At 61.1% G+C, this 11,810-nt stretch carries 11 protein-coding genes; 4 read left to right on the top strand and 7 right to left on the bottom strand.

Going from position 1 to position 11,810, the window contains the following annotated elements:
- The 6 genes from H5T60_06160 to H5T60_06135 form a co-directional block, all read right to left on the bottom strand.
- The coding region (locus H5T60_06160) for a peptide ABC transporter ATP-binding protein (GenBank protein MBC7242011.1) at window positions 1–107 on the bottom strand (107 nt) is incomplete at its 3' end.
- Window positions 108–119: 12 nt separating this feature from the next.
- Window positions 120–1,046, bottom strand: a complete 927-nt coding sequence (locus H5T60_06155) for an ABC transporter permease (protein ID MBC7242010.1) — start codon at window positions 1,044–1,046, stop codon at window positions 120–122.
- Complete coding sequence (locus H5T60_06150) at window positions 1,036–1,956, bottom strand: ABC transporter permease (GenBank protein ID MBC7242009.1); 921 nt, start codon at window positions 1,954–1,956, stop codon at window positions 1,036–1,038. The genes H5T60_06155 and H5T60_06150 overlap by 11 nt, the downstream gene beginning before the upstream one ends.
- Window positions 1,957–2,046: 90 nt before the next feature.
- Window positions 2,047–3,696, bottom strand: a complete 1,650-nt coding sequence (locus tag H5T60_06145; protein MBC7242008.1) for a hypothetical protein — start codon at window positions 3,694–3,696, stop codon at window positions 2,047–2,049.
- 179 nt (window positions 3,697–3,875) lie between these two features.
- A complete protein-coding gene (locus H5T60_06140) occupies window positions 3,876–5,234 on the bottom strand; it encodes an FAD-dependent oxidoreductase (protein ID MBC7242007.1) in 1,359 nt (452 codons plus the stop codon).
- A gap of 29 nt (window positions 5,235–5,263) precedes the next feature.
- Window positions 5,264–6,538, bottom strand: a complete 1,275-nt coding sequence (locus tag H5T60_06135; protein ID MBC7242006.1) for an FAD-dependent oxidoreductase — start codon at window positions 6,536–6,538, stop codon at window positions 5,264–5,266.
- Window positions 6,539–6,764: 226 nt separating this feature from the next.
- Between H5T60_06135 and H5T60_06130 the strand changes: the two genes are divergently transcribed.
- Genes H5T60_06130 through H5T60_06115 form a run of 4 tightly spaced genes read left to right on the top strand, consistent with a single transcriptional unit; the run spans window position 6,765 to window position 10,655 of the window.
- On the top strand, window positions 6,765–8,006 hold the full coding sequence (locus H5T60_06130; protein ID MBC7242005.1) for a S41 family peptidase: 1,242 nt from the start codon (window positions 6,765–6,767) through the stop codon (window positions 8,004–8,006).
- Between the two features lie 28 nt (window positions 8,007–8,034).
- Complete coding sequence (locus tag H5T60_06125) at window positions 8,035–9,315, top strand: S41 family peptidase (protein ID MBC7242004.1); 1,281 nt, start codon at window positions 8,035–8,037, stop codon at window positions 9,313–9,315.
- A gap of 23 nt (window positions 9,316–9,338) precedes the next feature.
- Window positions 9,339–9,821, top strand: a complete 483-nt coding sequence (gene smpB / locus H5T60_06120) for an SsrA-binding protein SmpB (GenBank protein MBC7242003.1) — start codon at window positions 9,339–9,341, stop codon at window positions 9,819–9,821.
- A gap of 12 nt (window positions 9,822–9,833) precedes the next feature.
- The gene (locus H5T60_06115) at window positions 9,834–10,655 is read left to right on the top strand and encodes a hypothetical protein (GenBank protein ID MBC7242002.1); all 822 of its coding nucleotides are present in this window, start codon (window positions 9,834–9,836) and stop codon (window positions 10,653–10,655) included.
- Between the two features lie 4 nt (window positions 10,656–10,659).
- On the opposite strand, the gene hflX is transcribed toward H5T60_06115, so the two are convergent.
- Window positions 10,660–11,810 (bottom strand): GTPase HflX (gene hflX, locus H5T60_06110; protein ID MBC7242001.1); only part of this gene is annotated, 1,151 nt, incomplete at its 5' end.

The raw sequence follows: 11,810 nt of genomic DNA, 5'->3' as shown, positions 1-11,810 counted from the left end.
GTTTCCCCCTTTGCCAGGTCAAAGCTGACGCCGTTGACGGCATGGACAACGCCGTCCACCGTGTAAAAGCGAGTTTTCAGGTCCCGTACTTCCAGGATGATCGCCATTTGCCAAGCCCCTTATTTCCGTGCGCGGCGCAGACGGGGGTCCAGCACATCGCGCAGCCAGTCTCCAAGGAGGTTCATTCCCAGGGAAGTGATCATAATAGCGAAGCCAGGGAAGGTTGCAATCCAAGGGTAGCTGGTGAGATACTGCCGGCCGGCCGCCAACATGTTGCCCCAACTGGGAACGGTCGGCGGCACGCTCAATCCGAGAAATCCGAGGCCCGCTTCGTAGAAAATCATCGCCGACATCTCAAAGGTGGCAAGGGTGATCAAGGGACCGATCAGATTGGGCATAATGTGGTCAAAGACAATGCGGACCCAACTTGCGCCGGCGCAGCGCGCGGATTCCACATAACCGGATTCTCGGATCTTCAACACCTCCCCGCGCGTGACCCGTGCGAAAATGGGCGCATCCGTGATACCGAATATCAGGATGACGTTCAGCAGGCTTCGGCCAAAGATAGCCGCAATAAATACCACAAAGAGCAGGTACGGCAAGGATAGAACAAGGTTCACCGTGTTCGTGATGACAGAGTCCACCCTGCCGCCCAAATAGCCGGCGATGGCCCCGATGATCATCCCCAGGGTAGCCGCGATCAAGACACCGAAGAACCCCACCGTGAGAGAGACCCGCGATCCGTAAATGATGCGGCTGAAAATGTCCCGGCCCAGGGTATCGGTCCCCAGCGGGTGTTCCCAGCTTCCCCCAACGCTCCAGGCCGGCGGCATCTTACTGTCTTCCATAATCTGTTCTAGGGGGTCATGTGGAGCAATCCAAGGCGCGAAGGCGGCGGAAAATACCACCAGCAGGAACAGGAATAAGCCCAGCATCCCTCCTTTATCGCGCCACAACAGGCGGCCAATAAAGGCCAGACGATCCCACCACGTTTTCTGGATATCCAGCAGACTGTCAGCCGGACGAGGACTGGTTTCAGAGGCCATAGCGAATCCTCGGGTCAATAATCGCATACACGAGGTCAGTGAGCAGGTTCAATGCGATCACCACCGTGCTGGTGAAAATGGCGATAGCCTGCACAAGCGGAAAATCGCGCCATCCGATTGCCAACTGGAGCAACTGCCCCATGCCTGGCCAGGCGAAAATGGTCTCGATATAAATCGAGCCGCCCAGCATATATCCGAACTGCACGCCGATCACACTGATGATGGGAATGGAGGCATTGCGCAGGATGTGCTTCAGGTAAATGACAGGGGGTTCCAGGCCCTTGCTGTACGCGGTCCGGACGAAGTCCTCACTGCGGATTTCCAGCACGGTAGACCGGGTGAGACGAACGATCTGTCCCATCACGGGAAGGCCGAGCACAAACGCCGGCATAATCACCGAGTTCCACGCACCTCGCCCAAAGGTCGGGAACCAGCGCAGGCGAACGCCGAAGAAGAGGATCATCAGCATTGCCAGCCAGAAGTTCGGGATGCTTTGCCCCAGCAAAGCCAGCAAGCGAGCCAGAGAGTCTACCGCACTCCCCGGTTTCAACCCTCCTATCATGCCGATCGGCACGCCAATCAGCACCGCGAAGAGCAGTCCCGTCGCAGCCAGTTCAACGGTGGCCGGCAGTCGCTGGGTCACGAGCGTCATCGCCGGCGTCCTGAAATGCAGGGACTCGCCGAAATCCCCGACCACTGCCTTGCTGAGAAAATCAACAAACTGGACAATGATCGGGCGGTTAAACCCCATTCGTTCCCGAAATGCTTCAATTTCCGCGGCGCTGGCCTCGCGCGGCAGCATCAGTGCCGCCGGGTCCCCCGTCACGCGCAGCATCATGAACACCAGCAGCAATACGCCGAACATGAGAGCCAGCGATTGGCCCAGGCGTATGAAAAAATAGCGAAGCATTTCTCCTCCGGTTCGTAACAATGTAAAAGGGACAGGGGGCGGCCCGGGAGGGCCTGACAGGTTCTCCCGGGCCGCCGGCAACGCCGCGCATCATTCAGGCATAGCCAGCCAAACCTTGTTCAGATAGCACATCTCGGACGCGCGCGGATGGTAATCCATGACCCGGTCGCGCATCGCCTCAAAGGTGTAGGGTTCGTACAGGTAGATGAACGGCGGGTTCTCCTGCATGTAGACCTGGAGTTCTTCATAGAGCGCCTTGCGCTTGGCCTGATCAACTTCCTTGGAGATGGCATCGAGCAGTTCGTCAATCTTTGGATCAGACCAAGAGGAGTACGGCGCATCCCATCCGCCCAGGGCACCTTTCAGGCGGTTGTACGCCTCGCCGCTTTCATCGGCCCAGCTATCGCCAAAGAGCGGCGGCAATTCTTTCTTGGCCTCCAGATCCCAGTAATGGGCGGATTCCATGAACTCCAGGTTCACCTTGATGCCGACTTTCCCAAGATAGCCGGCAACGGCCTGACACACCTCCTCAAAGTGGGAGTATGCGCCGGTGGGACAGGCCATGTCGATTTCGAAGCCGTTGGGATAGCCGGCCTCGGCCAGCAACTGCTTGGCTTTCTCCGGGTCATACGGGAATGGCTTGACCACACCGTACCCAAGCTCAGAGCTGGCTACAAAGCCTGCCGCACGCTTCCCTGCCCCGCCAAACAGCGACTTCAAAATGGCATCCACGTCCACGGCATAGTTCATCGCCTGGCGAACCTTGGCATCCTCCGTCGGCAGTCCTTTCCCGGTGGTCAGGTTGTTGAACGCAATGTAGAAGATGCGGGCCACAGGGTACTGGATCACCTTGACACCCGGCACACTGAGCAGTTGATCGGCTTCCTCAGCGGTTAAGCGCTTGGTCAGGTCGATCTCATCCGCGGTCAGTGCGGCGACGCGCGTAGAGGACTCCGTGATAAAGCGGAAGATCACCTTCTCCACGCGCGGCTGGCCCTCACGCCAGTAGTTCGGGTTGGCCTGGTACGTAATGTGATCGCCCTTCACCCACTCGACGAACATGAAGGGGCCGGTGCCAATGGGGTGCTTCTGGAAACCATCGAGACCGACCTCTTCCATGTACTCATTGGGGATAATGGACCAGAAATCGTGCATGGTGACGAGCAGGAGGGGCTTAGGACCATCGGTGGTCACCCGCACGGTGTAATCGTCAATTTTCTCCACCGATTTGGCGATGGAATAGCGGTCGGGCCAGGCGGAACCCTCTCCCATGCCGTACTTCCACGTGGCGATCACATCATCGGCGGTGAAGGGCTCGCCGTTGTGGAAGGTGACGCCTTTCCGGAGATGGAAGATGTACTCTGTGCCGTCTTTGGAGACTTCCCAGCTCTCGGCCAACGCCGGCACAATCGTGCCATCATCGTCCTGGAAGACCAGCGGATCGTACAACTGGGAGGCCGCAATGTCTGCGTTCTTGTCCGCCGTAGCGGGGATGTAGAGCGAGTTCGGCTCCCCAGACAGAGCGAACCGCAGGGTGCCCTTCGGCTGCGGCTTGCCAGGGGTCGGGGTGACCACCACCTGTTTCTCGACCACAACCGTCTTCTCGACCGGCTTTTCCACGACCACCGTCTCTTTGACGACTTTTTCGACGACCTGTGGTGTAGGTGCCGGCGCACAGCCCACCACAATCATGCTCACCGCAAGAACGACCGCGAGCAGACCGAGCAACTTCGCTTTCATAGTTCTTCCCTCCTCGTACATCTCCATTTGATTGGGATCGAGTAATTTGACTTCGACTTGTCAGCGACTCCATACTCGCTGGAAACAGGTAGACCTGGATGGGTCGTGCATCACCTCCTTTCCATGATGAATGCGTATACGCGCCTGCTCCACCATGTGCCAGACCAAGGCCTGTCCGGCTAGGCGATCCGCACTCCCTGCTGGACGAGGGCGGCTTGCAAACCGGCGATATCAATCTGGCTGGGCGGAACGCCGGCCTTGAGGGAAACCGCCGCGGCGACGCCGGCGCCCTGGCCGGTGACGGTACAGCACATCATGTTGCGCGTCGCGGCGTGAGCAATCTTATCGCCGGCGACACACCGCCCTGCCACCAGCAGGTTCTCCACACCCGTAGGAAGGAGAATCCCATATGGGACTTGGAAATAGCGTCCGGTGGTCGGTAAGATCAATATCCCATACCCATCGATGAACTCAGGGAAGATGCCGATCGCGTCCGGAAATCTGGCCTGATTGCGGACATCCTCCTCGGTCAGGTTGTAACGGCCGATGATCTTGCGGGTGTCCCGCACACCCAGCGTCATGCCGAAGTTTCGCAGACGTGCCTTCTGGAACCCCGGCACATATTTGCGCAAAGCCTCGATCGCTAAGAGGGCCTGACGCCGGCCTTCCATTTCCGCCCGGGTGAGGTCCCATACGTCTGTCCCATCCACACCGGGTATATAGACCAGGTTCAACCCCAGCGCTTCGCCGGCCTCGGTAATGGTGCTCCACGTTCCCCCAATGGTGTCCAGCTCGGGGGGAATCACGCCATCGCGGCGCGCTTGCAGAAATGGCTCAAACAGGGCTGGGCTGAAAAGATGATCCTCTTTGCCGCTCGTCACCACCCCCCACTGCTGTTGCCAGTCCCCATATGTGGGATGAGTCTGGCGGACGTACTCCAGAAATTGCTCACGATCGACCCCGGAGCAGGAAAACATCACGGTGACGCCCATCATCTGCTCCCGAGGGAGTTTGCGGCAGGGCGCGCCGGCGCGAAAGGCAATGTCCGCGTCTCCCGTAGCATCAATAACACGCTGGGCAAGAATGGCCGCGCGTCCCGATTTGCTTTCGGTGATGACCCCTTTAATGACATTCCCTTCCATCACTACGTCAACCGCCAGGCAGTGCAGAAGGGGACGAACGCCGGCCTCCTGTATCATTTGGTCGGCAACACACTTGAAGAGTTCCGTGTCCAGTGCCTGGCTGTCTGACTGGGGTTCCGGCCGGCTCGCGCCCATCTGGAAGGCTCGCTCTTCAAACTCGCGCCCGATGCCCTCCACATCAACGGTGCCGGCATGTCGATACCAGGCAATGCTTTCCACCCCAACCTGGGTGATCACCCCACCGAAACATCCGTATCGTTCCAATAAGATCACGTCCACGCCGGCGCGTGCCGCGCTGATGGCGGCCGCCAGGCCGCCCGGCCCACTGCCCACGACCAAAACATCCGTTTCTGCCAGGACCGGTATTTCCCGGCTCGCTTCCCGTATTTGACGCATTTTCGGTGTCGCTCACCCTGTTGCGATCTTCAGACCGGCACGGCGCCGTGTTCCACTGTCAACGCCACGATATCTCTTGCTGGAATATCCCTGGATGGGACCCCTCGCTGGACCGCGAGGGCCGCGGCCGCTCCCATGGCCTGGCCCATGGCCATACAGGTGCACTGGGCACGGATGCCGGCCAGGGCCCACCGATCTGCGGACACAATACGGCCGGCGACGGTGATGCGTGAACTCCCCCGGGGAATCAACGCTCGAAAAGGAACCTTCGGCACCATCTCCCGGGATTCATGGAAAATGACATCACAACCCTGCTCGCTGTGCATGTCAATATAATTGAAGGCATTGCAAATAGTATCGTCATAACTGCGGGCTTGCAGGAAATCATCCCGGGTGATCGTACATTCGCCGACGACGCGATAGGTCTCCCGAGAAACCGCGCGATATGCCAGCGCCTTTACCACCACGCGTTCACAACCCGGCATCCACTCCCGCAAAAACTTGTACATCCGCAGCATGCGAGCCCTGCCCTCAATGTTTGCCCGGGTCTGTCCCTCCGCATCAGAGGTATCGGCATCGTACACATGGGTGCATTCGTGTCCGCCCTGGGTGAGATAGAACATAAACGGCGCCCAGTTAGGGAACGCATAATCCCCTTGCTGGATAATGCCGCCGGCCAGAGCTTCCTCGAAGAGGACCTGGGCCTCTTTTTCCCAAACCTGCTCGTACTCGATGCCCTCGATCTTGTAGGAATATGCGCCCGGCTGACGTTCGGGGCCTTTGTCCACGGGCAGTCCCAGGATACGCACCACATCCGCGTCCCCGGTGCAGTCAATGATCTCCTTACAGCGAGTAATGCGTTGAATGCCGCGTCCGAGAGAAATGACTTCCCATTCATCGCCAACGGCGCGGACATCCGCGACGAATTCGTGATAGTGAAGGATAACGCCGGCCTTACTGGCCTCCTCTTCCACCAGCGCCGCATAGATGGGGACATTGATATAGTTGTAAAATCCAGGTGTCTCGACAGGACGACGCTTGCGGTGATCGGGAATTGGCAGACCCTCTATCTGCTTGGATTTGCAAAAGAGCTCCCATGGGATCCCAGACACAACCTGGCCGGCGGGACCGAAGAAGAAACACGGGGTGTAAATGCCGCCTACTGTCATGGTGCCGCCCAGCATGGAGTCGGCCTCAATCACGGAGGTGAGAGCGCCTGCACGAGCTGCTTGGATAGCCGCGATGTGGCCGGCTGTACCTCCACCAGCAACCAGCACATCCACGCGCCCCTTCACCTCGCGCATTCAGCCGTCCCCTCCCATACCGGGTTTCCCCACTAAGACAGCTTGTCCGCAGACAAAATATCTCTCTTTCCACGGCTAATACATCTGTAGTATATCACACTGGGGGGGGGATGTCAAGTTAGCTCGTACTGGCGGCAGAAAGGTGGTATCAGGTTGCGCGGCTTTGCCCGGCCGGCCCTCCTGTGCTACAATGCAAAATACATTTCGGGGTAAGGAGATTACTGCCATGCGGCAGGTCCTGAAAACCGCGGCCATCGTCCTGTTATGTCTGCTGGCCGTGGCGGCGGCCTTCTCCGCCGGCTTCGCCACCCATATGGTCCTGGCCGAAAGCCGCGCCGCCCCCCATACGCCCAGCCAGCAAATCGTCCTGCTGGACCCCACCCAACCGGACGAGGAAGAGGCCGGCGCGTTCGCCGTCTTCTGGGAGGCCTGGCACCTCGTCAAACAGCATTTTCTGGGCGATCTGCCCGCCCCTCAGCAGGTGGCATACGGTGCGCTCAAGGGTGCCCTCCAGGAACTGCACGACCCCTACACCATTTTCGTGGAGCCGGCCAATCGCGAGCTGGAGCGGGATGAACACCGCGGCCGCTTCGGCGGCATCGGCGTCTGGCTCTACCAGCGCGAGACGGACCGCCGCTTCGTCCTGAAGCCCCAACCTGATGGGCCGGCGGCCAACGCCGGCGTCCTGGAAGGCGATGTGCTCGTCCAGGTGGACGATGTGGTGCTCAGCGAGACAATGACCGTGGACCAGGTCGCGGCGCTGGTGCGCGGGCCGGTGAGCACACCGGTGCGGATCGTGGTAGAGCGCGAGGGCCGGCGGCTCAGCTTCACCATCACCCGCCAGGAGTATCAGACGCCGTCGGTGGAGTGGCGCATGCTGGACGACCAGGCGCCGCACGTGGGCTACCTGCGCATCACCATGTTCACCGAGCGCACAGGAGCGGAGGTGCAGTCCGCCCTGCAGGAAATGCGCGCCCGGGGTATGGAGAAACTGGTGCTCGACCTGCGGGATAATCCCGGCGGCCTGCTGGAGTCCGCCCTGGACGTCGCCAGCCAGTTCCTCCGGGAGGGGGTGCTCATGTATGAGGTCCGCCGCGGCGGCGAGGAGAAAAGCTACCCCGTGCGCCAGGGCAGGACAGCCGGCGACATCCCCATGGTGGTGCTGGTGAACGGAGGGACCGCCAGTGCGGCGGAGATCGTCGCCGGCGCCCTGCATGACCATCAGCGCGCCCAGCTCTTGGGCGAAAAGACGTACGGCAAAGGCTCGGTGCAGTTGGTGTTCGACCTGTCGGACGGGTCATCCATCCATATCACCGTCGCACGCTGGCTGAGACCCTCCCGTGTGCCGATTGACGGGACCGGCATTGAGCCGGACCGTGTGGTCGTCCTGACCGAGGAACAGCGCCAGCAGGGTGTGGATGCACTCCTGAACGCCGGCGTGGCGGCGTTGATCGCACAGGCGCCTTGATATTTCCCATGCGCGAGGTGTGATACCTATGGATCGTGGGCTGAAAGCATTCGTGATTATCATCTTGGAACTGGTCCTGCTGGCCTCGGTGTTCATGGCCGGCCTCGCCGCCGGCCACTTCTCGAGCCGGCTGGCCGTCTCCCCTACCCCGACGCCGCCGGCCAACGTGCAGGAGGAGCGCCAGAAGGCCTTTCAGCTCTTCTGGGAGGCCTGGGATATCCTGGAGCAAAACTTCTACGGCGACCTGCCCGACCTACAGCAGGCGGCCCGGGATGCCGTCAAAGGGGTGCTCCAGCGCCTCAACGACCCTTACACGGTCCTGCTGGACCCTGAGCTGGCCCGCATCGTGAGCGAGGATATCTCCGGGCAGTTCGAGGGCATTGGCGCGACCGTGCGGACGGATGAGAACGGCTTCCTGATCATTGTGGAACCGATTGAGAACAGCCCGGCCAGCCGTGCCGGCCTGCGCCCTGGGGACATCGTCCTGGAAGTGGACGGCGAGAGCATCCAGGGCTGGAGCACCACCGAGGCTGTGGCCAAAATTCGCGGCCCGCGCGGCACCAAAGTGAAACTTCTCATCTATCGCCCCAGCACACAGGAGCAATTTACCGTGGAAATCACGCGCGAGCGCATCGACATCCCCACAGTCGAGACCCGCTGGCTCGAGGATGAGACCATCTTCTACCTGCGCCTGCGGGAGTTCAATTCCCTGGCAGATGATAAGGTGCGCGAGGCGCTGAAAGAGATGCAGAGACACGGCGCAAAGGGATTGATACTCGACCTGCGCGGCAATCCAGGCGGACTGCTCGACGTGGCGGTATCGGTGGCCAGTGAATTCGTCGGACAAGGCATTATCACGGAGGAGCGGACCAAAGATGGCACAACCAAACAGTATCCGGCCCTCGCCGGCGGCCTGGCCACCGATCCATCCCTGCCCATGGTGGTGCTGGTGAATCAGGCCAGCGCCAGCGCCTCGGAGATCGTCGCCGGCGCCATCCAGGACACCGGGCGCGGCCTCCTCGTCGGCACACGCACCTTTGGCAAGGGCGCCATCCAGCAGGTGCACCAGCTTTCCGATGGCTCCCAGCTCCGCGTCACCATCGCGCACTGGTTCACGCCCAAGGGGCGCGATATCCACAAGAACGGGCTGGAGCCGGACGTGCCGGTCGAGCTGTCCTGGGAGGAGTATCAGGCCGGCCGCGATACCCAGCTCGAAAAAGCGCTGGAGGTCCTGAAAGAACGCATCGGTGGGAGCGCCGGCAGTGTGCTGTTCCTGCCGGCGGCGGTATATGTCCATTTCCCATCGTGAGATATGGTCGAACGAGGGTTATTATGACGAAGGATAAAGAGGCCATCCGGGTGATCGCCACCAACCGCAAGGCCTATCATGACTATCATCTGGAGCAGACCTTTGAGGCCGGCATCGCGCTGACCGGCTCGGAGATCAAATCGGTGCGAGCCGGCCGCGTCAACCTGCGCGACAGCTTTGTCCTCATCCGCAACGGGGAAGCCTGGTTGGTGGATGCGCATATCGCCCAGTACGAACAGGCATCGCGCGACAATCATGAGCCTAAGCGCGATCGCAAGCTCCTCCTGCATAAGCAGGAAATCGCGCGCCTGGCCAGCCGCGTCCAGGAAAAGGGCTATACCATCGTGCCACTGCGCATGTACCTGAAGGGCAATCTCGCTAAGGTGGAGATTGCCCTGGCACGCGGCAAGCGCCTGTACGATAAGCGGGAGGCCATTGCCCAACGCGACAGCGAGCGCGAGATGGAGCGGGAATGGCGGGAGGCCACCCGTCGGCGGGATTGGTAAACGGAGGGGGCCATGCCGGCGCGCATCCCGGGGCGCGAGTGCGTCCCCATACGGTCTATCCGCATGCTCAATCAGATGCCCGATGCGGAGAAGCATGCCATCCTGCGCCGGCTCATCCCCTCCATGCTCCTGCGAGATTTCGGCGTTGACCCCATCCGGTTAGTGGATGCGCAGGGCCGGCCGGCGGTGGAATTCGAGACGATTCCGGGCACGGCGTATTTTATCATCCGCGTGCGCCCGGTCCCCGAAGAACCCGACTGTGCCCTCTACCTCCAACTGGCGGATACCCAATTCTCCCAGTTGGAGCTTCTGCTGGTGATCCTCAATAACCTGCGTTCCGAGCGGTTCCATGTGGACCGGGATGAGCATGGCAATCCCACGCAGTTCGGCACTCTGGCGCGCAACATCCCCGAAGAAATCCGGGCCATGAAGGCCGGCCTGGCTCCCGGCCAGGTGCGCCGCGGCGTGGGCCTCCTGCGCGAGGTCCTCTTCCTGATAGAGGATTTCACCGCCGCCCTGGGACACGATACCTTCTTCCTCACCCCGCTGGCGTATCATACCGCGGTGCTGTTCGAGCGCTATGGATGCGGCTATGTCCAGGGCCGGGTCAAAATGGAGTGGATCGATCGGGAGTTCCGCCCCGGCGGCGAGCTGTGGGAGCGGCTGGACCGTTCCTCGCCCTTCCGTCAGCCGGAGCTGGCGCACAGCGTGCGGGGGCGCAGTTGGGCCATTCATGACGGCATTCTGGGGGAGCCGTGGAACGGCGTGCGGATGTACAAGCGGGTCGGATATGACGCCGGCATCCGCACCGTCTCCCCCGATATTTTCTGGTGAAAGTCTACGAGCGCATATACGGCGCGAAGCGGCCGGCCAGGTCCACCGGCAACTGCCCCACGATCTCCACGCCCTCTGGCGTATGCTCTTCCTTCTCAATGGACCCGAAGCGGTGGAACAAGGAGACCAGCTCGCCGGCGCTGAACGGGATGCGCACCACCACGTCAATCATCTGCTGGGTCAGCGTGCGGTCCACCAGCTCCAGCAGTCGGTCCACCCCCTCCCCCGTCAGCGCGGAGATGCCGACGCTGTTGGGGAACTGCTTCAGCATCTCCTGTACCGCCGCCGGCGATTCCAGCTTGTCAATCTTATTCAGCGCAGTGATAATAGGGATGTGATCCGCCCCCACCTCTTTGAGCACTTTGGCCACGGCGCGGCACTGTCCCAGCACCGCCGGCGAAGTTATGTCAACCACATGGATGAGCAAATCCGCCTCGCTGATTTCCTCAAGCGTGGCGCGGAACGCCGCCACCAGCATCGTCGGGAGTTTATGGATGAAGCCGACGGTATCGGTGAAGAGCACCTCCCTACCCCCGGGCAGTTTCACCCGCCGGGTGGTGGGATCGAGCGTGGCGAAGAGCTTATCCTCCACCAGGACGCCGGCGCCGCTGAGAGTATTGAGCAAAGTGGATTTGCCGGCGTTCGTGTAACCCACCAGCGCGACCGTCGGGATCGCGGCCTCACGCCGGCGCTGGCGGTAACGCTGGCGATGCTCGCGCACCTCTTCCAGCTCTTTGCGCAACTGCGTGATGCGCTTGCGGATGAGCCGGCGGTCCGACTCGAGCTGGGTCTCGCCAGGGCCGCGCAGGCCAACTCCACCCACACCCTGTCGGGAGAGGTGCGTCCACTGCCGCGTCAGGCGCGGCAGGCGGTATTCATACTGCGCCAACTCGACCTGCAGGGCTCCCTCGCGCGTGCGCGCGTGTTTGGCGAAAATATCCAGGATGAGAGCGGTGCGGTCTATGATACGCACATTGAGGGCTTCTTCGAGGTTGCGCTGTTGTGTGGGGGACAGGTCCACGTCGAAAACAACGATGTCCACGTCCTGGGTGGCGATGATTTCCTGAATCTCCTCGACCTTGCCCTGGCCGATATAGGTGGCGGGGTGGATGCTTTCCAGCGCCTGAGTGACGCGCCCCACGACTTCCAGGCCGG

Source organism: Anaerolineae bacterium (assembly GCA_014360855.1).
GTDB lineage: Bacteria > Chloroflexota > Anaerolineae > JACIWP01 > JACIWP01 > JACIWP01.
Note: the sequence above shows the minus strand (reverse complement) of the source record. Positions and strands in the feature narration are given on the sequence as shown.

Coding starts and splice junctions, on each gene's coding strand:
- H5T60_06145 (MBC7242008.1), bottom strand. CDS start 3,696: ATGAAAGCGAAGTTGCTCGGTCTGCTCGCGGTCGTTCTTGCGGTGAGC.
- H5T60_06140 (MBC7242007.1), bottom strand. CDS start 5,234: ATGCGTCAAATACGGGAAGCGAGCCGGGAAATACCGGTCCTGGCAGAA.
- H5T60_06130 (MBC7242005.1), top strand. CDS start 6,765: ATGCGGCAGGTCCTGAAAACCGCGGCCATCGTCCTGTTATGTCTGCTG.
- H5T60_06150 (MBC7242009.1), bottom strand. CDS start 1,956: ATGCTTCGCTATTTTTTCATACGCCTGGGCCAATCGCTGGCTCTCATG.
- H5T60_06135 (MBC7242006.1), bottom strand. CDS start 6,538: ATGCGCGAGGTGAAGGGGCGCGTGGATGTGCTGGTTGCTGGTGGAGGT.
- H5T60_06125 (MBC7242004.1), top strand. CDS start 8,035: ATGGATCGTGGGCTGAAAGCATTCGTGATTATCATCTTGGAACTGGTC.
- smpB (MBC7242003.1), top strand. CDS start 9,339: ATGACGAAGGATAAAGAGGCCATCCGGGTGATCGCCACCAACCGCAAG.
- H5T60_06155 (MBC7242010.1), bottom strand. CDS start 1,046: ATGGCCTCTGAAACCAGTCCTCGTCCGGCTGACAGTCTGCTGGATATC.
- H5T60_06115 (MBC7242002.1), top strand. CDS start 9,834: ATGCCGGCGCGCATCCCGGGGCGCGAGTGCGTCCCCATACGGTCTATC.